At 63.9% G+C, this 22,428-nt stretch carries 21 protein-coding genes; 6 read left to right on the top strand and 15 right to left on the bottom strand.

The window, feature by feature from the left end:
* Positions 1-12: 12 nt before the first annotated feature.
* From ACFX5Q_RS23895 to cpaB, 9 genes are all read right to left on the bottom strand, one after another.
* A complete protein-coding gene (locus tag ACFX5Q_RS23895) occupies positions 13-1,182 on the bottom strand; it encodes a GGDEF domain-containing protein (protein WP_404281986.1) in 1,170 nt (389 codons plus the stop codon).
* A 171-nt stretch (positions 1,183-1,353) separates the two neighbouring features.
* A complete protein-coding gene (locus tag ACFX5Q_RS23890; protein ID WP_192177631.1) occupies positions 1,354-1,824 on the bottom strand; it encodes a tetratricopeptide repeat protein in 471 nt (156 codons plus the stop codon).
* Between the two features lie 136 nt (positions 1,825-1,960).
* Positions 1,961-2,923 carry a type II secretion system F family protein gene (locus ACFX5Q_RS23885; protein WP_404281984.1) on the bottom strand — a complete coding sequence of 321 codons (963 nt, stop codon included), beginning with the start codon at positions 2,921-2,923 and terminating at the stop codon, positions 1,961-1,963.
* Position 2,924: 1 nt separating this feature from the next.
* Positions 2,925-3,890, bottom strand: coding sequence for a type II secretion system F family protein (locus tag ACFX5Q_RS23880; protein WP_404281982.1), 966 nt, complete (start codon positions 3,888-3,890; stop codon positions 2,925-2,927).
* A 3-nt stretch (positions 3,891-3,893) separates the two neighbouring features.
* Positions 3,894-5,315, bottom strand: a complete 1,422-nt coding sequence (locus tag ACFX5Q_RS23875) for a CpaF family protein (RefSeq protein WP_404281980.1) — start codon at positions 5,313-5,315, stop codon at positions 3,894-3,896.
* Positions 5,312-6,526 carry a CpaE family protein gene (locus tag ACFX5Q_RS23870; protein WP_404281978.1) on the bottom strand — a complete coding sequence of 405 codons (1,215 nt, stop codon included), beginning with the start codon at positions 6,524-6,526 and terminating at the stop codon, positions 5,312-5,314. The genes ACFX5Q_RS23875 and ACFX5Q_RS23870 overlap by 4 nt, the downstream gene beginning before the upstream one ends.
* Before the next feature lie 34 nt (positions 6,527-6,560).
* Positions 6,561-6,830 carry a hypothetical protein gene (locus ACFX5Q_RS23865; RefSeq protein WP_192177635.1) on the bottom strand — a complete coding sequence of 90 codons (270 nt, stop codon included), beginning with the start codon at positions 6,828-6,830 and terminating at the stop codon, positions 6,561-6,563.
* A 4-nt stretch (positions 6,831-6,834) separates the two neighbouring features.
* Positions 6,835-8,280 carry a type II and III secretion system protein family protein gene (locus tag ACFX5Q_RS23860; protein ID WP_404281976.1) on the bottom strand — a complete coding sequence of 482 codons (1,446 nt, stop codon included), beginning with the start codon at positions 8,278-8,280 and terminating at the stop codon, positions 6,835-6,837.
* A gap of 27 nt (positions 8,281-8,307) precedes the next feature.
* Entirely contained in the window at positions 8,308-9,216 is a 909-nt protein-coding gene (gene cpaB, locus ACFX5Q_RS23855; RefSeq protein ID WP_404281974.1) for a Flp pilus assembly protein CpaB, read from the bottom strand.
* 254 nt (positions 9,217-9,470) lie between these two features.
* Between cpaB and parE the strand changes: the two genes are divergently transcribed.
* Positions 9,471-11,525 carry a DNA topoisomerase IV subunit B gene (parE, locus tag ACFX5Q_RS23850; protein WP_404281972.1) on the top strand — a complete coding sequence of 685 codons (2,055 nt, stop codon included), beginning with the start codon at positions 9,471-9,473 and terminating at the stop codon, positions 11,523-11,525.
* A 40-nt stretch (positions 11,526-11,565) separates the two neighbouring features.
* The gene (locus ACFX5Q_RS23845) at positions 11,566-13,626 is read left to right on the top strand and encodes an FUSC family protein (RefSeq protein ID WP_404281970.1); all 2,061 of its coding nucleotides are present in this window, start codon (positions 11,566-11,568) and stop codon (positions 13,624-13,626) included.
* 151 nt (positions 13,627-13,777) lie between these two features.
* Here ACFX5Q_RS23845 and ACFX5Q_RS23840 read toward each other — a convergent pair whose 3' ends face one another.
* Complete coding sequence (locus ACFX5Q_RS23840) at positions 13,778-14,899, bottom strand: DUF2336 domain-containing protein (RefSeq protein ID WP_404281968.1); 1,122 nt, start codon at positions 14,897-14,899, stop codon at positions 13,778-13,780.
* Between the two features lie 150 nt (positions 14,900-15,049).
* On the opposite strand from ACFX5Q_RS23840, the gene ACFX5Q_RS23835 reads away from it, so the two are divergent.
* Together ACFX5Q_RS23835 and ACFX5Q_RS23830 are read left to right on the top strand one after the other, a co-directional pair.
* Complete coding sequence (locus ACFX5Q_RS23835) at positions 15,050-15,502, top strand: MaoC family dehydratase (RefSeq protein WP_404281966.1); 453 nt, start codon at positions 15,050-15,052, stop codon at positions 15,500-15,502.
* 3 nt (positions 15,503-15,505) lie between these two features.
* A complete protein-coding gene (locus ACFX5Q_RS23830; protein WP_404281964.1) occupies positions 15,506-16,387 on the top strand; it encodes an HpcH/HpaI aldolase/citrate lyase family protein in 882 nt (293 codons plus the stop codon).
* Between the two features lie 3 nt (positions 16,388-16,390).
* On the opposite strand, the gene ACFX5Q_RS23825 is transcribed toward ACFX5Q_RS23830, so the two are convergent.
* From ACFX5Q_RS23825 to ACFX5Q_RS23815, 3 genes are read right to left on the bottom strand one after another with little or no spacing between them, the layout of a single operon-like run.
* Positions 16,391-17,065, bottom strand: coding sequence for a methyltransferase family protein (locus tag ACFX5Q_RS23825; RefSeq protein WP_404281962.1), 675 nt, complete (start codon positions 17,063-17,065; stop codon positions 16,391-16,393).
* Positions 17,066-17,083: 18 nt separating this feature from the next.
* Complete coding sequence (locus tag ACFX5Q_RS23820) at positions 17,084-17,692, bottom strand: flavin reductase family protein (protein WP_404281960.1); 609 nt, start codon at positions 17,690-17,692, stop codon at positions 17,084-17,086.
* A gap of 7 nt (positions 17,693-17,699) precedes the next feature.
* Positions 17,700-18,284 (bottom strand): nitroreductase, encoded by a 585-nt coding sequence (locus ACFX5Q_RS23815; RefSeq protein ID WP_192177644.1) that lies wholly within the window; start codon positions 18,282-18,284, stop codon positions 17,700-17,702.
* Between ACFX5Q_RS23815 and ACFX5Q_RS23810 the strand changes: the two genes are divergently transcribed.
* Together ACFX5Q_RS23810 and ACFX5Q_RS23805 are read left to right on the top strand one after the other, a co-directional pair.
* Positions 18,268-18,447 carry a hypothetical protein gene (locus ACFX5Q_RS23810; protein WP_192177645.1) on the top strand — a complete coding sequence of 60 codons (180 nt, stop codon included), beginning with the start codon at positions 18,268-18,270 and terminating at the stop codon, positions 18,445-18,447. The two genes, ACFX5Q_RS23815 and ACFX5Q_RS23810, sit on opposite strands and share 17 nt — an antisense overlap.
* A complete protein-coding gene (locus ACFX5Q_RS23805; RefSeq protein ID WP_404281957.1) occupies positions 18,440-19,405 on the top strand; it encodes a hypothetical protein in 966 nt (321 codons plus the stop codon). Before ACFX5Q_RS23810 ends, ACFX5Q_RS23805 begins: the two co-directional genes overlap by 8 nt.
* A 22-nt stretch (positions 19,406-19,427) precedes the next feature.
* Here the strand turns inward: ACFX5Q_RS23805 and ACFX5Q_RS23800 are convergent, their stop codons facing one another.
* Both ACFX5Q_RS23800 and thrS read right to left on the bottom strand, forming a co-directional pair.
* On the bottom strand, positions 19,428-20,366 hold the full coding sequence (locus tag ACFX5Q_RS23800; protein WP_404281955.1) for a lysophospholipid acyltransferase family protein: 939 nt from the start codon (positions 20,364-20,366) through the stop codon (positions 19,428-19,430).
* A gap of 77 nt (positions 20,367-20,443) precedes the next feature.
* Positions 20,444-22,420, bottom strand: coding sequence for a threonine--tRNA ligase (gene thrS / locus ACFX5Q_RS23795; protein ID WP_404281953.1), 1,977 nt, complete (start codon positions 22,418-22,420; stop codon positions 20,444-20,446).
* Between the last annotated feature and the right edge of the window lie 8 nt (positions 22,421-22,428).

The following is a 22,428-nucleotide window of genomic DNA, read 5'->3' as shown; positions in this document are numbered from 1 at the left end:
TCGGGCGACGGGTCAAGCGGAACGCAAGGCCGGCCCCTCAGCCTTGCTCGCCCTGTCCAGGACAAGCACGCGGTTTCGCCCGGTGTTCTTGGCCGCGTAGAGCGCTCTGTCGGCCTCGGCCAGCACGTCCTCGAGGCTGCGGCCGCCGACCTCGCCGAAACCGATGCCGCCGCTGACGGTGCTGCGCAAGGGGCCGCGCGGGGTGGGCACGACTTCGGCGCCGAAGGCGACACCGATCTTACTCGCAAAGTCGTAGGCCTTTTCTTCCGTCATGCGCGACATGACCAGCGCGAACTCCTCGCCGCCCAGCCGAAAGGCGTCGACGCCGGTCCGGCCATATTTGCGGATGACCGCGGCGAAGCGGCACAGAACCTTGTCGCCGACCGGATGGCCGAACACGTCGTTCGTCCGCTTGAAATGATCGAGGTCGAACATGACCACGGACATGAACGGGCCGAAGGCGCGCTCGCCATAGAGCGACATCAGCGCCCGCCGGTTCATCAGCCCCGTCAGCGGATCGGTCAGGGTCTCGGCCTTCAATTCGATCTGCGCCTGCAAATGGTGCAGCGAGAGCGTCAACGCGCCGAGACCGGTCATGCAGGCGACCGCCACGACGGAATTCAATCGTTCGGCCCAGTTGTCGGGCGCCACGCCGAGCACCCATTGTCCCTTGACGACCAGCATCGCGGCACAAAGTCCGAAGGACAGGGCGCAGGTGCCGCTCAGGAACGAAACGACCAGCAGAATCCGGCGATCATGACCGCCCTGGATCCAGAACAGCACCCCGGTCACCGTCAGCAGCGCCGTCACGGCAACGTAGGTGAGGATGAAGCCGACGCCATCGAGGCCGAAATAGGTGACAGCCGCGCAGACGGCCATCGCCGCAACGGTCGGAAGCACAACGCTGCGATAGTGACGAACGCCGAGATACTGCATGGCAGACAGGCAGATGATCAGAAAGCCCAGGCTGAGCAGCGCAAGCACGGCCTGGCACAGCCAGGGGCCTGGATCTCTGCCGTACTGCCAGAACAGCACCACATGCGCCACAAGGACGAGCATGCCGCAGGCCACCGTCAGGACAAACCGCGCCATCGGCGCGGTGAACCAGATTGCAAGCAGGGTTATGCTGAGACACGTACCCGACAGCGCCGCCGCGAGCAGGAGCGAACTGAAATCCAACATATGTGCGCGGCAGCCTTTGCGATCCTTGGTTGCAATGCATCATAAGCCAGGGGCGGCCCGCAGGTACCATTTTTGGTCAGGTTTCCCGCCCAACCTGCAGACAGGGTTTATAAAGAGTCGATGTCCTTTTCAGCCAGCCGCTGCACGCTACGGATGCGAGACCGGAAGAGATCAACTCTTGGCCAGCAGCGCCAAATTGGCGTCGACCACCGTCTGGTCGGCCATGTGGGCCTTGGCCTCCAGGAGCAGCACCCTGGCCTTCTTCTTGTTGCCGCGCAGCAGCTGCGAATAGCCCATATTGTTGACGATTTGCGGCTTGCGGCCGGCAACCTTCAAAAGCTGGTCGTAGGCGCGGTCGGCGAAGTCGAAGCGGCCGAGTTCATCATAGGAAGCCGCCAGCCCCATCCATGCCTCGGCATTGTCGGCCTTCAGCTCGACGGCCTTGCGGAAGTGCTTTTCGGCGAGGCCGTAATTCGCCTCGCGGAACTGCGCCTTGCCCTGATCCAGGTCGGACGCGCTGACGTCCTTTGCCGTTGGCTGGATGGCGGTGGTCTTGGTCGTGTCGACGTTGCTCGACGTGCAACCGGATATCATCAAGACGGCTGCCATCGCGGCCATTGCCGTGAGAGTTCTGTGACGCATGCCCCTGCCCCAATCGCCCGATTTGCCGGGTCGTTCTTCAGGAAGCAATGTACAGGAGGGCGATTAACCTTCGGTGCCGAAACGCGCCTAAGATTTGGTTTCGAACAAGGATCGCATTTGTCGCAAAAACGAAATCCTAATTCGCCGTCATTTTGACGATGATCGGAATGATGGCGATCATCAGCACCACCGGCAGGATGCAGACCGTCACCGGGACCGACATCTTGGCCGGCAAGGCATGCGCCTTCTCCTCGGCGAGCGACATGCGCTTGTGGCGCATTTCGTCGGAAAACACGCGAAGCGCCCCCGACAGGCTGGTGCCAAGCTCCTTGGACTGCTGCAGGAGCGTGGCGAAGGAACGCACCTCGTCCAGGCTGAGGCGATCGGCGAGCGCCTTCAGCGCGTCGTCGAGGCTGCGGCCGGCCCTCAGCTCCAGCGACACCATCTGCAGATTATGGCTGAGCGACGGATAGGTCTTGGCAAGTTCTTTCGAAACCCGCTCGATGCCGGCCTCCATGCTCATGCCGGCATCGGAGCAGACGATCATCAGGTCCATGAAGTCGGGAAAGCCGTTGCGGTATTCGCGCATCTTTTCGCGCACCTTCTGGCTCAGCACCAGGCCCGGCAGGAAATAGCCGGCCGCTCCCGACAGGATGACGAAGCTCCAGCGGCTGGTCATGGTCGCATCGGCGCTGGCCATCCACTGGTTGATCAGAAACGCACCGACGGCGGCGCCGACAAAGGCGGCAAAGCGGATCAGGAAGAACGTGCCCACCGCGCGCGGCTCCATGTAGCCGGCCTGGATCAGTTTCATGCGCAGCCGCGCGACGTTTTCCGGATCGCTCTTGGCGTAGAATTCCTGCGCTCGCTTGACCGCCTTCTCGCGCACAGCGCTGGGGTTCTTCCTGGGCGCCGCTTCGATGCGTTCGACCGCCTGACTGTCCTCTACCTTCAGCCGGCGCTTGACGTCGTTGCGGTCGCCTTGCGCGGCGACCAGCGGCCACGCCACCGCGCCGCCGCCCAGCACAAGCAACAGCAGCGCGACCGGCATCAGCGAGGTCGGCGCAAGCGAGGCGAGGAATTCGATGACGCTTTGCATGTCAGAATTTGAAGTTCGACATCTTGAACATGATGAGGTTGCCAAGCATCAGCCAGGAGATCGAGCCACCGAGCAGATACCAGGTCTTCGCTTCGCCCCACACATCTTGATAGAACTGCGGCATCAGCACCATGATGGCGGCGAACAGCAGCGCCGGCACCGCCGTCAGGATGTAGGCCGACATGCGGCCCTCGGTCGAAATGGCGCGCACCTTGCGGCGCAGCTTGCCGCGGTCGCGGATCGTCATCGACAGCCCATCCAGGATTTCGCGCAGATTGCCGCCCGAACTGGTCTGGATCGACACGGCGGTGACGAACAGCGGAAGGTCCTCGTGGCCGACGCGGTCGAACAGCGCGTTCAACGCCGAGACCAGATCCGAGCCATAAGTCACCTCGTCGGCAATGACGCCGAATTCGGTGCCGATCGGGTCCGGCATTTCGCGTGACACCATGGCGATGGCCACCGGCACGGGATGGCCGGCCTTCAGGCCGCGCGTGATCAGCTCCAGCGCCTCCGGCAACTGCATGCCGAACCGCTTCAGCCGGCGATTGCGCTGGGAGCGCATCACCATCACCGGCAGGACAGGCAGCAGCACGACGAAAAGCAGCGGGCCCATCAGCAGCGGCAGGCCATACCAGATGGCAACCAGCGCCAGCGCAAACGCCACGCCGGAGGTGATCGTCAGGAATTTGGGCAACGGCATGACCATGCCGGACTGGGTGCGCAGCGCACGGAACTGGTCGAGCGAAAACCGTGACGCTCCGGCCTCGAGACCGCGCTCCTTGCGCAGCTGGATCAGCACCTGCTCCTGGCTGATCTTGTTTTCCTGCAGCTTCATGCGCCGGTTGATCGCCGTGCGCTTGTCGCTGCGGCCGGCATAGAGCAGGTAGCAGGCCTCAGCGATCATGATGCCGGTGAGCGCGGCCGCGGCATAGACGACGTAGATCGCGCTGAACCCCTCGAACACCTGCTACTCCTGCGGCCGGCCGGGCTCGAAATAGCGTCCGGGGAACTCGATGCCCATGGCGCGCAGATCCTCGAGAAAGCGCGGACGGATGCCGGTCGCCTCGTAGTGACCGAGGATCTTGCCATCGGCCTCCATGCCGGTGCGCACGAAGCGGAAGATCTCCTGCATCTGGATGACATCGCCTTCCATGCCGGTCACCTCGGCGACGCTGGTCACCTTGCGCTTGCCGTCGGACAGGCGCGTCAGCTGGACGATGATGTCGATGGCGCTGGCGATCTGGCTGCGGATCGACTGCACCGTCATCGGCATGCCGGTCATGCCCAGCATCTGCTCCAGGCGGGCGATGGCGTCGCGCGGCGTGTTGGCGTGGATGGTCGCCATCGAGCCTTCATGGCCTGTGTTCATCGCTTGCAACATGTCGAAAGCTTCCTCTCCGCGGCACTCGCCGAGGATGACGCGGTCGGGGCGCATGCGCAGCGCGTTCTTGACCAGGTCGCGCTGTTTCAGTTCGCCATGGCCTTCGATGTTGGCCGGGCGTGTTTCCATGCGTGCGACATGCGGCTGTTGCAGCTGAAGCTCGGCCGCGTCCTCGATGGTGATCAGCCGCTCGTCTTCGGGGATGAAGGCCGACAGCGCATTCAGCATGGTCGTCTTGCCGGTGCCGGTGCCGCCCGAGATGATGGTGGTCTTGCGGGCGTGCACCGCCGCCGCCAGCACTTCGGCCATGTTCTGGGTGATGGCGCCGAACTCGACCAGTCTGTGCAGGCCAAGCTTGTTCTTCGAGAACTTTCTGATCGACACCAGCGGTCCGTCGACGCCAACAGGCCGGATGGCTGCGTTGAAGCGCGAGCCGTCGAGCATGCGCGCATCGACCATGGGCTGAGATTCATCGACGCGGCGGCCGACGGCCGCGACGATTTTGTTAATGATTCGAAGCAGATGCGCCTCATCCTTGAATGGGATGTGCACCTGCTGCAGCTTGCCGCGTTTTTCGACGAAGCAGTTCTGGTGGCCGTTGATCAGGATATCGTTGATCTCGGGATCCTTCAGCAGCGGCTCCAGCGGACCGAGGCCGACCATCTCGTCGACGATGTCGTCGACCAGCGCTTCAAGCTCGACAGTGTTGATCGCCATCCGCTCCTGGCGGGCCTTTTCGGAGACGAATTCATGCACCTGGCGGCGCATCTCGTCCTTTGGCAGCCGTTCCAGCGCGACCAGGTTGATCTCCTCGAGCAACATCCGGTGGATACGAACGCGCGCGTCGCCCACTTTGTTGCCGCTCTTGGCCGGTGTGGCCTCCGGCTTTGGCGCGACAGGCTTGCGGGTCGTCGGAATGACCACGGCGTGCTGGGTGACCGGCGCGGTCTCGGGCGCCCTCAGCGGACGCGCGTCGCGGTTCTGCAGGGTGGAAAAGCGGCTGGTCATCCGACCTTCCTCTTGAGCAATCCCTTGCCGATACCGAACAGCGAGCGCGATTTCTCGGGCGTCGCGACCGCTTCTTCCGGCAGGATGATCTTCTTCAGATCGTTGACGACATTGGCGTTCGGGTCGATCTCGTGCAGCGGCACGCCCCGATCGACCGCCTCGCGCACCAGCCGATAATTGTTCGAGATGCCGCCGACGAAATGCTCGCCGAGGATTTCCTGCACATCCGCATGCTTGATGCCGTTGTCGAACATCTTCTGCTCGAAGCGGTTGACGATGACGTTCGGCTTCACTTCCTTGCCGGCCGTCTCGTAGACCGCCTGGATGAGCCTCTGTGTGTGACGCAGGCACGGCACCGTCATTTCGGCGACGATGTAGAGCTTGTTGGAGCCGAGCAGCACCGTTTCCGTCCACGGAAACCAGGTGCGCGGCATGTCGATCACGACATTGTCGAAATAGGCCGAGACGAGGTCCAGCATGCGCACCACGACATCGGTCTTGAAGGAGCGCATTTCAGACGGGCGTGTCGGCGCCGCCAGCACGCAGAGCCCGCTCGCATGCTTGGACAGCATCACATCGAGCAGTTGCCGGTCGAGGCGCTCGGGCTGGTTCTCGATTTCGGTGATATCGAAGCGCGGTTCGAGGTCGAGATATTCGGCGCAGGCGCCTTGCTGGAAATTCAGGTCGACCACGCAGGTCGAGGCGCCCCGCGTCACCGAATGATGCAGCTGGAAGGCGGTCTGCAGCGCCAGTGTCGTGGTGCCGACGCCGCCCGCGGCCGGCATGAACGTATAGATCTGCGATTCGGTGTTCTCCTCCCGCCCCGGACCCTGCAGCGCGCGGATCACGGAGCGCACCAGGTCGGCGGTGGTGATCGGCTTGAGCAGGAAGTCGGCGACCTTGAGCTGCACCAGGATGCGCACCGCCGCGGCGTTGAACTCCTGCGTGACGACGACGACCGGAACACGGCCCTCGAGCCGGCGCATGATGCGCTGCAGCGACTCGATCTCCTCGAGCTTCGCCGCATCCATGTCGACGATAAGCGCGCCGAAATCGGTTTCCTGAACCTCGCCGCGAAGCTCGGTGACATTCTTGTCGACCGTCGAAAGCTCGATGACTTCCGACGCGGCGAACGCCGTGCGCGTGTCCTGCAGGAACGTCCTGTCGGTGGATACGAGCAGTATCTTCTTGGTCTTGATGCCGCTTGCCATGTCGTCAGCCCGTCAGGTCAATAACAAATCAAAATCAATTGGTTGTGGACGTCGGTGCCGTCGTCGCGCTGGCTGCCGGGTCGGCGCCGCCGCTCGCGGGAGTGTCGCGCTGGGCCGGCACCAGAAGCCTGGTGTTCTGGACGCCGTATTTCCACGGATCGACCATCTGCATGACGGTATTGGATGCCTGCGCGTTGCCGGCGGCCGGCGTCACGCCTTCGCTGCGCACATAGTCGTCGCTGGTGCAGCCGCTGGAGAGGCCGGCAAGCGACAGGGCAAGCAACAATCCTGGGGCCAGACGCATGGCTTCAATCCTTCGGCAGGTCGAGGAAATGACCGGCCGTGGTGGCTGCGGCAGGCTGCGCGACGCGGCCGTCGGCCATCGCCAGGGCGCGGTTCGGGTCGGAGGCCTTCACTTCCTCGGTGTTGTTCAGGAAATAATCGGCATTGCTGGCCGGCTGCGTGCCGTCGGTCGGCTCGACGAGCTTCTTCGACGGATCGACCGGTTTGACCAGGTAGGGCGTGACGATGATCACCAGATCGGTCTCGCGCCGCTGATAGGACTTCGACGAGAACAGCGGCCCAAGCACCGGCAGCTTGCCGAGGCCAGGAAGGCGCGAGGTGGTGATGTCGTTCTGCGACTGCAGCAGGCCGGCGATCATGAAGCTCTGGCCGTTCTTAAGATCGACCGACGTCCTGGCCCGGCGCACGATGAAGCCCGGCACCGAGATATCGCCGATATTGTAGGACGCCGAGGCATCGATCGAGGACACCTCCGGCGCGATGTCGAGGGCCACCAGCCCGTCCTTCAGCACGGTCGGCGTGAAATCCAGGCTGACGCCGTATTTCTTGTAGCTGACGCTGATCTTGCCGTCTTCTTCGGAAACCGGGATCGGGAACTCGCCGCCGGCGAGGAAACTCGCGGTCTGACCCGAACGGGCGATCAGGTTCGGCTCGGCCAGCCGGCGGGCGAGACCTCGCTGTTCCAGCGCCTTGATGGCGATGTCGATCGACACGCCGTTCGACAACAGCCGACCGATGATTTCGCCGGTCCCCGCCGCCGGTAGCTCGCCCGGCTCAAGGCTGACCTCGCGCCCCCCGATACCGTAGGCGAAGTTGGCGCTGTATTTGGCGCCGAGGTCCTGACCGGCCTGCCGGTTGATCTCGACGAAGCGGACATTGAGCTGGACCTGCTGCGACGAGGAGATGTTGACCGAGTTGATCACTTCCTCATTGCCGGAAAAGCGGGTGGCGATCTTGTTTGCCTTCTCGGCGGCAACCGCGTCATCCGCCTCGCCCGACAGCACCACGCGGCCGTTGGCCGAACCGACCTTGATGTTGGCGTCCGGCACGCTGGCGCGAATGGTGTTCGCCAACTGGTCGGTGTCCAAAGTCACCTCGATGTCGATGGTGCCGACCAGATGCTTGTTCTCGTCGAACAGGGCGATGCCGGTGGTGCCGAGATTGTTGCCCAGCACGTAGAAGGACTTGTCGGTCAGCGGATTGACGTTGGCGATCTCCGGATCGCCGATGACGATCTGGTAGAAGGCCGCACTTGTCATGATCGTCTTCGGCTTGCCCTTGGCCACCTTGATCGAGGTGTTCTTGGTCGCCGAGACATAGACGACGTCGTTGTTGGCCATAGCCGGCCCACCGAGGCCAAGCACTCCGGAAGCGGCCAGCGAGGCCGCCGCGACGAGCGCGCGTGCGAGGTGCAACCCCTTCGTCAAGCGATAGATGTTCAGCCCAAACATTGTCTGTCCCCGTCCGGTCCCCACCGGTTATTGTTTCAGGTCCTTCGAAGGAACCTTGTATTCCTCGGCCTGCGTGCCGCGCGTTACGATGATCGTCTTGAACTTCGGCTTCTCCGGCTCCTTGGTGGCCGCATTGAACAGCGACCCTGCGGCTGCCTGGACGTTGGCTGCGACCGACCCGCCGAAGGACGATATGGTGGTCAGGCCATCCTTGCCGGCGCCGTCTTCGCTGGCCGAGCGAAGCGACAGCGACAAGGTGCCTACGGTGCGGGCCAGCGCCACTTTCTGCGCCCCGTCGGTCGTCACCTCGAGGGTCACGGAATTGGCGACCTGCGGGGCGGTCTGCCGCTCGTCGGCGCCCTGGCCGACGCTCAGCACCTTGGCATCGGACACCACGATTTCTGATGTGATGGTCGAACCGGCGGCACCCTGCGCGTTCTTGGCCACTTCCTGGATTTCGCCGGCATCGCGCGTCAAAACGACGTCGACCCGGTCGCCCGGTGTCACGAAGCCGCCGACACCGGCAATCTCGTCGGTGCGGATGGTCACTGCCCGCATCCCGGGCGACAGCATGTTGGACAACGTCGCGCGGCCGTTCGGCCCGGACAACTTGGTGAGCAGCACCGGCTCGTTGATCTCGATCGGCGACAGCACCACACGGCTGCCTTCGTCAAGCAGCGATCCGATGGTGGTGAAGGCGCCTTGCGGCAGGGAATCCTGCGGCCACGGGATTTCGCTGAGCTGAGCCCGCTCGAGCTGCATGCCGTAGCGCAGCGGGGCGTTCGCCACCACGATGGTTTTGAACTCGACCTTGGGTGCCGCCGGCGCCACGATCGACGCCGTTTTTTCCTCGGAATCAGCCTTCGCCTGGCTCTTGACCCAGAAATCCGCAGCGAAGATCGAGATCGCGCCGAAAACGGCGGCGATGCCGATCATGGTTATGGCCTTGCCCCTCACGCTAAACCCCTGACGCCCGTGGTCTTTTGTTCGTTGACGCTTACGCTAGGCGTCATTGTTAAAGAATCAGGAACGCCGCAATGCGCGCGCCGACCTATTTCCGCCGGCTTGGTTATCGAATGGTTTTGGAATAAGAGACACTTTGATCCCTGAACGGAACAGGAACCTCGTTCGCCCGCCAAAAGCGTGGCAGTATCGCGGGGTGATTCGCAGCACCGGAATTTATGGCGAGCATGGACGACAATAGCGATCTTTTCGGCACCCTCGACAAGCAGCCGCCACCGGCTCGCGCACCGGCGCGGCCTGCCGATCCGCTGGTGCAGGCGGCGAAACGTCCGGCCGCCTCGCGCGACGGCAGCGAGAGCTACAGCGCCGCCGACATCGAGGTGCTGGAAGGGCTGGAGCCGGTGCGGCGCCGGCCGGGCATGTATATTGGCGGCACCGACGACAAGGCGATGCACCATCTGTTTGCCGAAGTCATCGACAATTCGATGGACGAGGCGGTTGCCGGCCACGCGACCTTCATCGACGTCGAACTCTCCGCCGACGGCTATCTCTCGGTTACCGACAATGGCCGCGGCATTCCGGTCGACCCGCACCCCAAATTCAAGAAGCCGGCGCTCGAAGTCATCATGACGACGCTGCATTCGGGCGGCAAGTTCGACTCGAAGGTCTATGAAACTTCCGGCGGCCTGCATGGCGTCGGCGTCTCCGTGGTCAATGCGCTGTCCGATCATCTCGAAGTCGAGGTCGCGCGCGGACGGCAGCTCTACCGGCAGAAATTCTCGCGCGGCATTCCGGTGACCGGCCTGGAGCAGCTCGGCGAGGTGCACAACCGGCGCGGCACGAAAATCCGTTTCCATCCCGACGAGCAGATCTTCGGCAAGGGAGCGGCGTTCGAACCGGCGCGGCTTTACCGCATGACGCGCTCGAAGGCGTATCTGTTCGGCGGCGTCGAGATCCGCTGGAGTTGCGAGCCCTCGCTGATCAAGGAAAAGGACCAGACGCCGGCCAAGGCCGAGTTCCATTTCCCGGGTGGCCTCAAGGACTACCTCAAGGCATCGCTCGGCGACGAATTCCAGGTCACGCGCGAAATCTTTGCCGGCAAGAGCGACAAGCAAGGCGGCCATGGCTCGCTCGAATGGGCGGTGACCTGGTTCGGCGGCGACGGCTTCATCAACTCCTACTGCAACACCATTCCGACCGCCGAAGGCGGCACGCACGAGGCCGGCTTCCGCAACGTGCTGACCCGTGGCCTTCGCGCCTATGCCGATCTGATCGGCAACAAGCGCGCCTCGATCGTCACCTCGGAAGACGTGATGATCTCGGCCGCCGGCATGCTGTCGGTGTTCATCCGCGAGCCCGAATTCGTTGGCCAGACCAAGGACAGGCTGGCGACGATCGAGGCGGTGCGCATCGTCGAGACCACCATCCGCGATCCCTTCGACCACTGGCTGGCCGACAACCCGCAGGAAGCCTCGAAACTGCTCGAATGGGTGATCGCGCGCGCCGACGAGCGGGTGCGCCGACGCCAGGAAAAGGAAGTGTCGCGCAAGAGCGCGGTGCGCAAGCTGCGCCTGCCCGGCAAGCTCGCCGACTGCACGCAGAATGCCGCCGCCGGCGCCGAACTCTTCATCGTCGAAGGCGACTCGGCCGGCGGCTCGGCCAAGCAGGCGCGCGACCGCGCCAGCCAGGCGGTGCTGCCGCTGCGCGGCAAGATCCTCAACGTCGCCAGCGCCGGCAACGACAAGCTTGCCGCCAACCAGCAGATCTCCGACCTGGTCCAGGCGCTGGGCTGCGGCACGCGGTCGAAATATCGCGACGAGGATTTGCGCTACGACCGCGTCATCATCATGACCGACGCCGACGTCGACGGCGCCCACATCGCGTCGCTGCTGATCACCTTCTTCTATCAGGAAATGCCGAACCTGGTCCGCGGCGGCCATCTCTATCTGGCGGTGCCGCCGCTCTATTCGATCCGCCAGGGCGGCAAAGTCGCCTATGCCCGCGACGACGCGCACAAGGACGAACTTCTGCGCACCGAATTCACCGGGCGCGCCAAGGTCGAGATCGGCCGCTTCAAGGGGCTGGGCGAGATGATGGCAGCGCAGCTCAAGGAGACCACCATGGATCCGAGGAAGCGCACGCTTCTCAGGGTCGATGTAAACGAAATCGATTCAGCCACCAAAGATAGGGTCGATGAGCTGATGGGCACCAAGCCCGAGGCACGCTTCCGCTTCATCCAGGAACGCGCCGAATTCGCCGAGACGGACGTGCTGGATATCTGAGCGTCTGCCGTTCTAGCTTGCCGTTCTAGGAGACGAGCATGTGACCTGGACGCGGCTGAACGATTACTTCGGTACGACATTCGCGGAAATGACACGACCGACCCGCTCGGACTGGATTTTCGCCCTACGCACCGTTTCGGCCGGGCTGATCGCGCTTCTCGCCGCCTACGCTCTCAAGCTCGACCATCCGCAATGGGCGATGATGACGGTGTTCATCGTCGCCCAGCCGGTCGCCGGCATGGTGTTGGCGAAAGGTTTTTACCGGCTGCTCGGCACGCTGGCCGGCGGCCTGGCGGCGATCGGCGTCACTTCCCTGTTCGGCAGCAATCCCTGGATGCTCGTCACCGCGCTCGCGGTGTGGATCGGGCTCTGCACGCTAGTCTCGTCGCTGCTGCGCAACCCGGAGGCCTATGGCGCGGCCCTTGCCGGCTACACCGCGATGATTATCGGCCTGCCTGCTTTCGGGCAGCCACACCTCGTCGTCGATCTCGCCGTCGCGCGCTGTGCCGAAATCGTGCTCGGCATTGTCTGCGCCGGCGTGACCAGCCGGCTGATCCTGCCGAAACTGGCCGCCGACGCCATCATCTCCAGGCTGAAGCGCAGCATTCTCGATCTTGCCACCTATGCCGGCGGCGCCTTTTCCGGCGGCGATCCTGCGATCCTTGCCGGGCTGCAACGCAAGCTGATCGCTGACGCCCAGACGCTCGCCGAAATGCGCACCTACGCCAGGCTCGAGGCGCCAAGCTTCGCCACCCGCGCCCACCCGGTCAGGCGCACGATCGGACAGCTTCTGTGGGCGCTGTCGGCGGCACGCGCGCTGCATTCTCACGCCGCGCCGAAGAACGCGGCGCTGATCCCGGTGCGCAGCGAGTTGCAGGCCCTTGTTGGCGAGTTGGCAGCGAAGCCAGGCGCGCTGGAGGACACCGGACCGTGGGTCGCCCGGCTCGACGCGATCGCCGCCAGAGCGCGGCGGATACCGGAAATGCCGGCCGGGCAGGACGGCGACAAGATCGGCACCATCACCCGCCTCACCATCGCCGCCGATTTCGCCGAAGCGTTGAAGCAAGTGTTGCGCGGCCTGGACGCGCTCCGCTCGCCCGTTTCCCGCCCCTCCCGCGACCGGCGGCAGCCGGCGTTGGTCGTGCACCGCGACTATCATGCGGCATGGCGCAATGCCGTGCGCGCCGCCCTTGCCACGCTGCTGGTCGCGGCCTTCTGGCTGACGACGAAATGGTCGGAAGCGGCGGGCACGGTCATTCTCGTCGCCGTCGTCTCCAGCCTGTTCGCCGCCCGCCCAGATCCCGTCGACTCGGCCTGGGGTTTCTTCAAGGGCACGCTGCTGGCCCTGCCCTTTGCGTTTCTCGTCGGCCAGATCGCCCTTCCCGCCCTGCCCGGCTTCGGCTGGTTCGTCGTCTTCGTCGTGCCGATCATGGTGCCGGCAGCCCTTGGCATGGCCAATCCGCGCCATGTCGGCGTGGCGACCGCCTTCGCCATCAACTTCTTCGCCTTCCTCAGCCCGCATCAGGCCATGACCTACGACCCCGGCCCGTTCTTTGCCGGCTCGGCGTCGATCCTGGTCGGCATCCTGCTGGCGGTCGGCGTCTTCATCGTCGTGCTGCCCGCCGACCCTTGGGTCACGGTCAACCGCATCCTGCAGGCCATGCGGGAGGATCTGGCGCGGCTTTGCCTGCATGAGCGCGTGCCGAGGCGGTCGGCCTTCGAAAGCCTTGCCTACGACCGGGTCAACCAGTTGATGCCGCAGTTGCAGCGCACCGGCAGGCAAGGCGACGCCGTTCTGGGTGGCAGCATCGCCACCGTTACTGTCGGGTTGGAGATCCTGCGGCTGCGTGCTGCCCAGCAAAATGCGGCGATCCCGCCCGAGACCGTGCTTTCAATCACCAATTTCCTGCGCGGTCTGGCACGTGAGCTGCTGTTTCGAAGACCAGGCGAGCCGCAAACCGCGACTGTCGCCGTCGCCAGGCAATATGCGGCAGGCATCGCCGAGCGCAGCGACGCCGCCGAGATGCTGCAGGTCGCAGCCTCGCTGCGCGTCATTGCAGCGGCAATCGAGGACTTTCCGGATTTTTTCGCGAAGGCCTAGGCGCGGCACAGGGTGTGTTGAGATTCAGGTCAGGCCGAGTCGAAAACGATGGCTTCCGAGAACCGGAGCGGAGCGTACTCAAAGTACGTGAGCACCGGAAGCGCAGGAAGTCATCGTTTGCACGCCGGCATCACCTGAATATCAGCACACCCTAGGCGGCTGCGATCGCCAACGCATGGCCGCGCGCGTTTTCACGCAGGGCCTCGAGATGGATCGACTTCACCAGCCCGGCGAGATCGCCTTCGGCGGACTGACCGCCGAGTTCCTTCAGCATCAGCCAGCTGACTTCCTGCACGCCGGCGACGCGCCTGCCGTTGGCAACCTCGCGCCAGACCTTCAGCGCGCGCAGGATGATGCCATGGGTAGCGGCGGCGAGGCCGGCGCTGCGGAACAGCGCCTGCAGCGCCACGTCGTGCCCGCCGGCGAGCAGCGCCCTCACCCGTTGCTCGGACTGTTGGGCAAGCGCCACCAGCGCCGAGCCGAAGAAGTCGACCTTGCCATGCGCAATGGTGCGGATGATGAAGCTCGCGGTGAGGTCGCCGCGCAACCTCAGATGTTCGATCAGCGCGGCGTGCTCCTCGGCGTGCGTGCCTTCGATCAAGGTCACGGAAGCCTTGACGCAGGCATCACGCATGACGCGATCGGCACGGGCGGAGCCCATCAGCGCCAGCACCAGCGGCGATGTCTTGAGCGTCTCGCCGAGCTTGACCAGCAGCATATGGCGGCAGTCGGCGGGTAGCCGCGCATCCGATATCAGCGCTTCGCGCACCAGTGCGAGGTGGCCGTGCCGCTCCGCCATGCGGCGAAAGCTGAGCGAGGCGATGTCGGCGCCGCTGTTGGCGAGCAGCACGGCGCAGGCCTCCGGCTCGCCGATCTCGGCGATGGCCGCTGCCAGCGACATCGACACGACAGGCCGGTCGGCGATCAGCTTCTGCGTCGCCTTCTGGCCGCCGGCAACCCGGTCGATCAGGTCCGCGTCGGTAAGCAGCGGCGAGCGCGCCAGCACCATGGCGGCCACTTCCGGCTGGTCGGAAGCGAGCGCACTGATGATCTGCAGCGGCGCGTGGTGGCTCATCGACAGCGCTTCGGCAATCGCCAGCCGCACCTTCGACGAGGCATCGTCGAGCAGCAGCGTCAACGCGGCCTCGGCGGCGCAGCGATCCTCGAACGGCAGGTCGGAATTGATGTAGGCGCGGGCCAGCGCACTGGCTGCGGAGGCGCGCTCGGAGACCCGCGCCGTGTCAATCCATTTCAGAAAGTGCGAAACTACCATGCCGCCTGCTTACGCCCCTTGCCAGAACGCGCCTGGCCCCGATGGAAACGTAGGCCTGAAATGGTTTACGAAGCGTTCACCATGTTCCTTAACCGGCTTGATGGAGCAGCGGCCAACGCCTATCAAGCAACGGGAACGAGGAGATCGACCATGGCCGGGCTTTATCTGGAAGAGTTCGTCGTCGGCCATGTCTTCCGGCACACGCTGCGCAAGACAGTCACCGAAAGCGACAACATGCTGTTTTCGGTGATGACGCTGAACCCGCAGCCGCTGCATATCGATTTCGACTTCGCCGCGAAGAGCGAATGGGGCAGACCGCTGGTCAATTCGCTGTTCACGCTGGGGCTGATGATCGGCATCTCGGTCAACGACATCACCGTCGGCACCACCGTCGCCAATCTCGGCATGAAGGAAACCGTGTTTCCGCATCCGGTCTTCCACGGCGATACCATTCGCGTCGAGACCACGGTGGTTTCAGTGCGCGAGTCCAAATCCAAGCCGGATCGCGGCATCGTCGAGTTCGAGCACCGCGCCTACAACCAGGATGACATTCTCGTCGCCAAATGCACGAGACAGGCGATGATGATGAAAAAGGTGGCCTGAGCGATGCGTTCGCTGCTCTTCATTCCAGGCGATTCCGAAAAGAAACTTGAAAAGGGTTTTGGCGCCGGCGCCGACGTGGTCATCGTCGACCTAGAAGATTCCGTTGCGGCCGCCAACAAGGCGGCGGCACGAACTATTGCGAAGGGCTTCATCGCCAGCCAAAGGCAGCAGACGAGGTCTGCCATCTATGTGCGGGTCAACGATCTATCGACCGGCCTGACCGACGATGATCTCGCGGCCCTGGTCCCGGCGAAACCGGACGGCATCATGCTGCCGAAGTCGAACAGCGGCCAGGATGTGCAGCAGCTTTCGGCCAAACTCAGGGTGCACGAGGCCGAGAACGGCTTGCCGGATGGCGGAATCAAAATCCTGCCGATCATCACCGAGACGGCCGCCGGCGTATTGGCGGCCGCGACCTATGCCGGGGCGAGCGCACGGCTTGCCGGCCTGACCTGGGGCGCAGAGGATCTGTCGGCAGCCATTGGCGCCCGCGCCGCGCGCGATGAGCGGGGCCGCTACACCGATGTCTTTCGCCTTGCCCGCACCATGACCATCCTTGCTGCCGGCAACGCCGAGGTCGCGGCGATCGATACGGTTTTTCCAAACTTCCGCGACATGAGCGCCTTCGAAGCCGAATGCATCGAGGCTGAGCGCGACGGATTCACCGGCAAGATGGCGATCCACCCGGCGCAAGTGCCGGTGATCAACGCAGCCTTCACACCGTCGGCCGAAGCCGTGAAACACTCCCAGGCGATCGTCGAGGCCTTCGCGGCGGCCGGAAATCCCGGCGTGGTCGGCATCGACGGCAAGATGGTGGACAGGCCGCATCTGCGGCTGGCCGAGCGGCTTCTGGCGCGCGCCAAGGCGGCGGGGATTTCCGTCTAGCCGCTACCAGACCAGCGGGATCAGCCTGTAGCGGACATTTTCCGCGTAGTCGTCGTAGCCGCGCAGGCCGGTCCGCAGCGTTCCCTCTTCGATAAATATGCGAATGGCCAGGAGAACGACGAACACAAGCACCGACGCCAGCCCCCACCAAGAGCCAAGCAGAAGCGCCGCGCCGGCGAAGAAGAGAATGGCGCCGGCATACATTGGATGGCGGACGTAGCCGTATGGGCCGGTGGTGATGACGTGCTGTCCGCGTTCTTCCTGGATCTTCACGACGGGCGCCGCGAAGCTGTTCTCCAGCATCGTGCGGTAGCAGATCCAGATCCCGAGCAGCAGCACTGCCGTGCCGACCACCTGCACCCATACGGGAACCGCCGACCAGCCGAAGCGGAAGTCGAGCCCCATCAGGACCTGCCAAACAAGCATGGCCAGCAGAAGCACGCTCAGCAGGACCTTGTCGGCCGCGGTCTGATTCTTCTGAATGGGCGGGCTCAGCCGCTCATTCATCAGGCCGGGATCGCGCCGGGCCAGGGACACGCCCAAGGTGAGGCTGAGCCCAACCATCATCACCAGGTACAGCCAGGCTCCAGGCCAGTTCAGCGTGCCGGCCGACAGGAAGAGCAAGGCGCCCATGGCGCCGAACCACACGAACGTCTGCAGGATCAACTTCGAGATCATAAGATGCCTCCTGATCCGCTAGTCCTTCCCCCAGCGCGGCCGCCGCATCGAAAATATGTCGCTGATGCTGGAATAGTCCATATAGCCGAGGCGGCTGACATTGCCGGCCCTGACGATGTCGAACCTGCCGTCTTTGAGGTAGGCGTCGTCGATATGCACGCCGACGACTTCGCCGGCGACAACGACGGCGCTGGTCTGCGACCCGTCGAGCGCCCTTGGCCGCAGGATTTCCGTCACCCGGCATTCGAGCGCCGCCGGCGCTGCCGCCACACGCGGCGGCGCGACGAGGCGCGACGGCACCATGGCGAGATCGGCATAGTCGAATTCGCTGACACCGCGCGGCGCATCGACCGCCGTGCGGTTCATCTTCTCCGCCAGTTCGCGGCTGACCAGATTGGCGACGAACTCGCCCGTCTCTTGAGCGAAGCTGGCGCTGTCCTTCTCGCCTTCGGACGAGAACCAGACGATGAAAGGCCGGGTCGAAAAGGCGTTGAAGAAAGAATAGGGCGCGAGGTTGATCTTGCCTTGCCTGTTCAAGGTCGAAATCCAGCCGATCGGGCGTGGCGCCACGATCGCCTTGGACGGATCGTGCGGCAGCCCATGCCCTTTCGCCGGCTCGTAGAACATTTTCTCCCTAACCGGCCCACGGCCCCTGATAATCGGCATAGAGCTTTGCCGGATCGGGTCGCGGCCGCTCCGGCGCCGGTCCCTGGTAGGAACCGATATGGACGAAGCCGACGACGCGCTCCTGCGGCGCCAGTCCCAGGATCGCCCTGCCCTCCGGCACGTCGGAATACCAGTTGCTGATCATGTTGGTGCCATAGCCGAGCGCGTTGGCCGCGATCATCAGGTTCATCGCCGCCATGCCGCCGGACAGGAACATTTCCCATTGCGGGATCTTGGGGTTCTCCCGAGGGATCGACACCACGCCGATCACCAGCGGCGCGCGCGAAAAGCGCGCCAATTCCTGGTTGCGGCGACCTTCCGGCAGCGGCCCTTCGCGCTGTTCGGCGAGTGCCGCCAGCTGCTTGCCGATCTCGACGCGCGCCTCGCCGCGATAGAGGATGAAGCGCCATGGTTCGAGCCGGCCGTGGTCCGGCACGCGTGCGGCGGCGGCGATCATCGTCGCGATCTCGGCATCGCCGGGCGCCGGCTCCTTCAGCTCAGGAATCGGCGCCGAATTTCGAGTCAGCAGAAAGTCGATGATCGGCGACGCCATGGGCGCAAGTCTCCTGAACTGTGAGCTGAAGCGCGCCATCGGGAATCCGGGCGGCTCGGGCATTGGCGCGGCGCGCCGGAAGGAAGAGCCTCCGGCAGAGCGGATCAGACTCTTAAGCCTTGAAATTGCCACCGCCTTGGGCTTCAACGCAAGGCATGTTTGAGGGGAACTTGCGTCTTTTCCTGGTCTGGTTCGCCGCCGCGCTGTTCATGGCGCCGGTTTTGCTTGCTTCCGCGCAGACCAGGGATGGCATCAGCGACCTCAAACTTCCCGGAATCGCAAACTATTCGTCACCCAAGAACGAGACGTCGCTGGCGCTGGGAAGCGGCGGCGCAATCACGCTGTCGGCGCAGCTGACCGACAAAGGCACCGATATTACGCGCGGTATCGTCTGGCGCGTCTTCAAGCCTGAAGCCGCGAGCGACGGCAAGCTGCCGATGGTGGCCTCCGCCCATGGCGGCACCGCCGTGTTCCAGCTCGAGCCCGGCAGCTATCTGGTGCACGCTTCCTACGGACGCGCCGGCGCCACCAAGCGCATCACCGTCGGCAAGGAGGCCAAGCGCGAAAGCCTGGTGCTCGACGCCGGCGGCCTCAAGCTCGACGCCGTCCTGTCGGGCGGGGCGCACATACCGCCGAAAAAACTGCGTTTCTCGATCTATGAAAGCCGCACCGAAGCCAATGGCGAGCACGCGCTGATCATCCCCGATGTCGAACCGAACAGCGTCGTGCGGCTGAACGCCGGCACCTACCATGTCGTCTCGAACTATGGCTCGGTCAATGCCGTGATCCGCTCCGACATCCGCGTCGAGGCCGGCAAGCTGACCGAGGCCACCGTCGAGCACCGGGCGGCCGAGATGACCATGAAGCTGGTGCGCGAAACCGGCGGCGAGGCGATCGCCGACACGTCCTGGTCGCTGCTCAACGAATCCGGCGATCCGATCAAGGAAACCGTTGGCGCCTTCGCCTCGATGGTGCTGGCCGAAGGCGACTACACCATCATCGCCAAGAACCGCGACCGCATCTACCAGAAGGATTTTACCGTGGTCGCCGGTCAGAACCAGGAGATCGAGGTTCTCGCTACCGAGGCCTCGGCCATCGATCCCGAGGAAGGCGCGGACTAAGCAGCGCTTCTGCTCCTGTTCCTCAAGCTGCCTTACGCATGCGCCTCGGCAGGAAATGGACCCGGCCACGCGACGCTGCCGGCGCCAGATCGAACACACCGCGATAGAGGCGCTCTAGCAAAGCCTTGCGGTCGCGCAAAGGTTCCAGTTCGCTCCAGCTCAGAACGTCGCCGACGCGCACGTCGATCGACTTGCCGGACAGCCGCGCGAATTCGTGGATGAGCAGAGAAATGCGCAGCGTCAGCGAAGCCTTGCCGACGAATTTCGCCACACGCCCATCGCGCTCTGCCATGTTCATCGGACCGCTGACCAGATGGAACAGCCGCCCGTTCTGGCCGGAGAAATGCATCGGGATGACCGATGCCCTGGCGTCCTGGACGAGACGGGCCGGAAACATCTTCCACGGCAGGTCGCGCGCCCGGCCAAAGCCCTTCGGCGCGGTGGCGACGCCGCCGGCCGGAAAGACGACGATGGTGACGCCTTCCTTCAGCAGCCGCACCGCCTCATGGCGCACCGCCATGTTGTTCCTGAGCGCATCCTTGGTCTCGGAAAAATCGATCGGCAGCGAATAGGGTTCCATCTCGCGGATCTTGAGCAGGTCTTTGTGGATCATGACGCGAAACGGCCGCGCGAGTTGCTCGGCCAGCGACAGCACGGCAATGCCGTCGCCGATGCCGAACGGATGGTTGGCGACGATCACCAGCGGTGTCTCTGGCAGCTTTGCCGGCGGCCATTGATCGGCGCTCCGCACCTTGACGTCGATCAGTTCCAGCATGCGGCTGAACACCCGGTCGCCGCTCGGCGCCACCTGCCGGCGCCAGAAATCATAGAGTGCGGCAAAATGATCGCGCCCGGACAGGCCTTCGATCGAATGGATGAACCAGCGCGTCAGCGCCGGTTGGTGAGGACTGGCGTAGGAAAGCTCGGGAAACGGTCTTTCCCGCAGTTTCAGCTTGAGCATGGAAGGCTCGTTACAGGCTTGGCGTGACAGGCATGTGAAAATGGCGGTGGATCGCTCCACCGCCATCTCATCGTGGATCAGGCAGCGCGCTTGCGCCTGCGATCCGGCGTCATCGCTTCTTCGGAAAGCAGTTTGAGCGCCTCGGCGAGACCAAGCGATTCCTGGTCGCGCGAGCCGAGCCGGCGGATGTTGACCGTCTCCTCCTCCGCCTCGCGCTTGCCGCAGACGAGGATGACCGGAACCTTGGCCAGCGAATGCTCGCGCACCTTGTAGTTGATCTTCTCGTTGCGCAGATCGGCTTCCGCCAGAAGCCCAACCGCCTTCAACTGGCCTACGACCTTCATCGCGTAATCGTCCGCATCGGAGGTGATCGTCGCCACCACCACCTGCAGCGGCGCGAACCACAGCGGGAAATGGCCGGAATAGTTCTCGATCAGGATGCCGAGGAAACGCTCCATCGAACCGCAGATGGCACGATGCACCATGACAGGCTGCTTCTTTTCCGAATCCGAGCCGATGTAGAAGGCGCCAAAACGTTCCGGCAGGTTGAAGTCGACCTGCGTGGTGCCGCACTGCCATTCGCGACCGATGGCGTCCTTCAGCACATATTCGAATTTCGGCCCGTAGAAGGCGCCCTCGCCCGGATTGATCGAGGTCTTGATGCGATTGCCCGAGCGCGTCCGGATCGTCTCCAGAACGCCGCCCATGATTGCCTCGGCATGATCCCAGGCCTCGTCAGTGCCGACACGCTTGTCCGGCCGCGTCGACAGCTTGACGCTGATCTCGTCGAAGCCGAAATCGGCATAGGTCGACAGGATCAGATCGTTGATGCGCAGGCATTCGGAGGCAAGCTGCTCCTCAGTGCAGAAGATATGCGCGTCGTCCTGCGTGAAGCCGCGCACGCGCATCAGCCCATGCAGCGCGCCGGATGGCTCGTAGCGATGCACATTGCCGAATTCCGCAAGCTTTACGGGCAGATCGCGATAGGATTTCAACCCATGCTTGAATATCTGCACATGGCCGGGGCAGTTCATCGGCTTGAGCGCGAACACCCGGTCGTCGTCGGTGTCGTCGCCGGCGACAGTCACCTTGAACATGGCGTCGCGATACCAGCCCCAGTGGCCTGACGTCTCCCACAGGCTCTTGTCCAGAACCTGCGGTGCGTTGACCTCCTGGTAGCCCTGTTCGTCGAGGCGGCGGCGCATGTAGTTGACCAGGTTCTGGAACATCTTCCAGCCCTTGGCGTGCCAGAAGACGACACCGGGGCCTTCCTCCTGGAAATGGAACAGGTCCATTTCACGGCCGAGCTTCCTGTGGTCACGCTTCTCGGCTTCCTCGAGCATCGTCTGGTAGGCGTCGAGCTGCGCCTGGTCGGCCCAGGCCGTGCCGTAGATGCGCGTCAGCATCGGGTTGTTGCTGTCGCCGCGCCAATAGGCGCCGGCCACCTTCATCAGCTTGAAAGCATTGCCGATCTGCCCGGTCGAGGCCATGTGCGGGCCACGGCAAAGATCGAACCAGTCGCCCTGCGCGTAGATCTTGAGGTCCTGGTCCTCGGGGATGGCGTCGATCAGTTCCAGCTTGTAGCGCTCGCCCTTGTCGGCGAAGACCTTCTTGGCCTTCTCGCGCGGCCACACTTCCTTGGTGAACGGCTTGTTGCGCTGGATGATCTCGCGCATCTTCTTCTCGATCACCGGGAAATCGTCGGGCGTGAACGGCTCGTTGCGGGCGAAGTCGTAATAGAACCCGTTCTCGATCACCGGCCCGATGGTCACCTGCGTTCCCGGCCACAGTTCCTGCACGGCCTCGGCCAGCACGTGTGCTGCGTCGTGGCGGATGAGTTCGAGCGCGCGCGGGTCCTCGCGGGTGATGATCTCGACCTTCCCGGACTTGCCAAGCGGATCAGCCAGATCGCGCACGACGCCGTCGATGGCGTAGGCGACGGCCTTCTTGGCCAGCGACTTCGAGATCGATTCGGCCAGGCCGGCGCCGGTCATCGCCGCTTCATAGTCGCGGACGGAGCCATCGGGAAATGTCAGGGAAACGGAATTCAGCATAGTTATCT

Origin of the sequence: Mesorhizobium sp. IMUNJ 23033, assembly GCF_044778005.1 — a bacterium.
GTDB classification, from domain to species: domain Bacteria; phylum Pseudomonadota; class Alphaproteobacteria; order Rhizobiales; family Rhizobiaceae; genus Mesorhizobium; species Mesorhizobium amorphae_A.
This window is presented reverse-complemented; position numbering and strand designations above follow the sequence as displayed.

Excerpts from the sequence above, each read along its gene's own strand:
- ACFX5Q_RS23820 (WP_404281960.1), bottom strand. The coding sequence starts at position 17,692 with ATGTTCTACGAGCCGGCGAAAGGGCATGGGCTGCCGCACGATCCGTCC.
- ACFX5Q_RS23830 (WP_404281964.1), top strand. The coding sequence starts at position 15,506 with ATGCGTTCGCTGCTCTTCATTCCAGGCGATTCCGAAAAGAAACTTGAA.
- ACFX5Q_RS23835 (WP_404281966.1), top strand. The coding sequence starts at position 15,050 with ATGGCCGGGCTTTATCTGGAAGAGTTCGTCGTCGGCCATGTCTTCCGG.
- ACFX5Q_RS23890 (WP_192177631.1), bottom strand. The coding sequence starts at position 1,824 with ATGCGTCACAGAACTCTCACGGCAATGGCCGCGATGGCAGCCGTCTTG.
- ACFX5Q_RS23870 (WP_404281978.1), bottom strand. The coding sequence starts at position 6,526 with ATGGCAAGCGGCATCAAGACCAAGAAGATACTGCTCGTATCCACCGAC.
- ACFX5Q_RS23895 (WP_404281986.1), bottom strand. The coding sequence starts at position 1,182 with ATGTTGGATTTCAGTTCGCTCCTGCTCGCGGCGGCGCTGTCGGGTACG.
- cpaB (WP_404281974.1), bottom strand. The coding sequence starts at position 9,216 with ATGATCGGCATCGCCGCCGTTTTCGGCGCGATCTCGATCTTCGCTGCG.
- ACFX5Q_RS23810 (WP_192177645.1), top strand. The coding sequence starts at position 18,268 with ATGATCGGCGACGCCATGGGCGCAAGTCTCCTGAACTGTGAGCTGAAG.
- thrS (WP_404281953.1), bottom strand. The coding sequence starts at position 22,420 with ATGCTGAATTCCGTTTCCCTGACATTTCCCGATGGCTCCGTCCGCGAC.
- ACFX5Q_RS23815 (WP_192177644.1), bottom strand. The coding sequence starts at position 18,284 with ATGGCGTCGCCGATCATCGACTTTCTGCTGACTCGAAATTCGGCGCCG.
- ACFX5Q_RS23800 (WP_404281955.1), bottom strand. The coding sequence starts at position 20,366 with ATGCTCAAGCTGAAACTGCGGGAAAGACCGTTTCCCGAGCTTTCCTAC.
- ACFX5Q_RS23875 (WP_404281980.1), bottom strand. The coding sequence starts at position 5,315 with ATGACCAGCCGCTTTTCCACCCTGCAGAACCGCGACGCGCGTCCGCTG.
- ACFX5Q_RS23865 (WP_192177635.1), bottom strand. The coding sequence starts at position 6,830 with ATGCGTCTGGCCCCAGGATTGTTGCTTGCCCTGTCGCTTGCCGGCCTC.
- ACFX5Q_RS23860 (WP_404281976.1), bottom strand. The coding sequence starts at position 8,280 with ATGTTTGGGCTGAACATCTATCGCTTGACGAAGGGGTTGCACCTCGCA.
- ACFX5Q_RS23840 (WP_404281968.1), bottom strand. The coding sequence starts at position 14,899 with ATGGTAGTTTCGCACTTTCTGAAATGGATTGACACGGCGCGGGTCTCC.
- parE (WP_404281972.1), top strand. The coding sequence starts at position 9,471 with ATGGACGACAATAGCGATCTTTTCGGCACCCTCGACAAGCAGCCGCCA.
- ACFX5Q_RS23805 (WP_404281957.1), top strand. The coding sequence starts at position 18,440 with ATGTTTGAGGGGAACTTGCGTCTTTTCCTGGTCTGGTTCGCCGCCGCG.
- ACFX5Q_RS23825 (WP_404281962.1), bottom strand. The coding sequence starts at position 17,065 with ATGATCTCGAAGTTGATCCTGCAGACGTTCGTGTGGTTCGGCGCCATG.
- ACFX5Q_RS23885 (WP_404281984.1), bottom strand. The coding sequence starts at position 2,923 with ATGCAAAGCGTCATCGAATTCCTCGCCTCGCTTGCGCCGACCTCGCTG.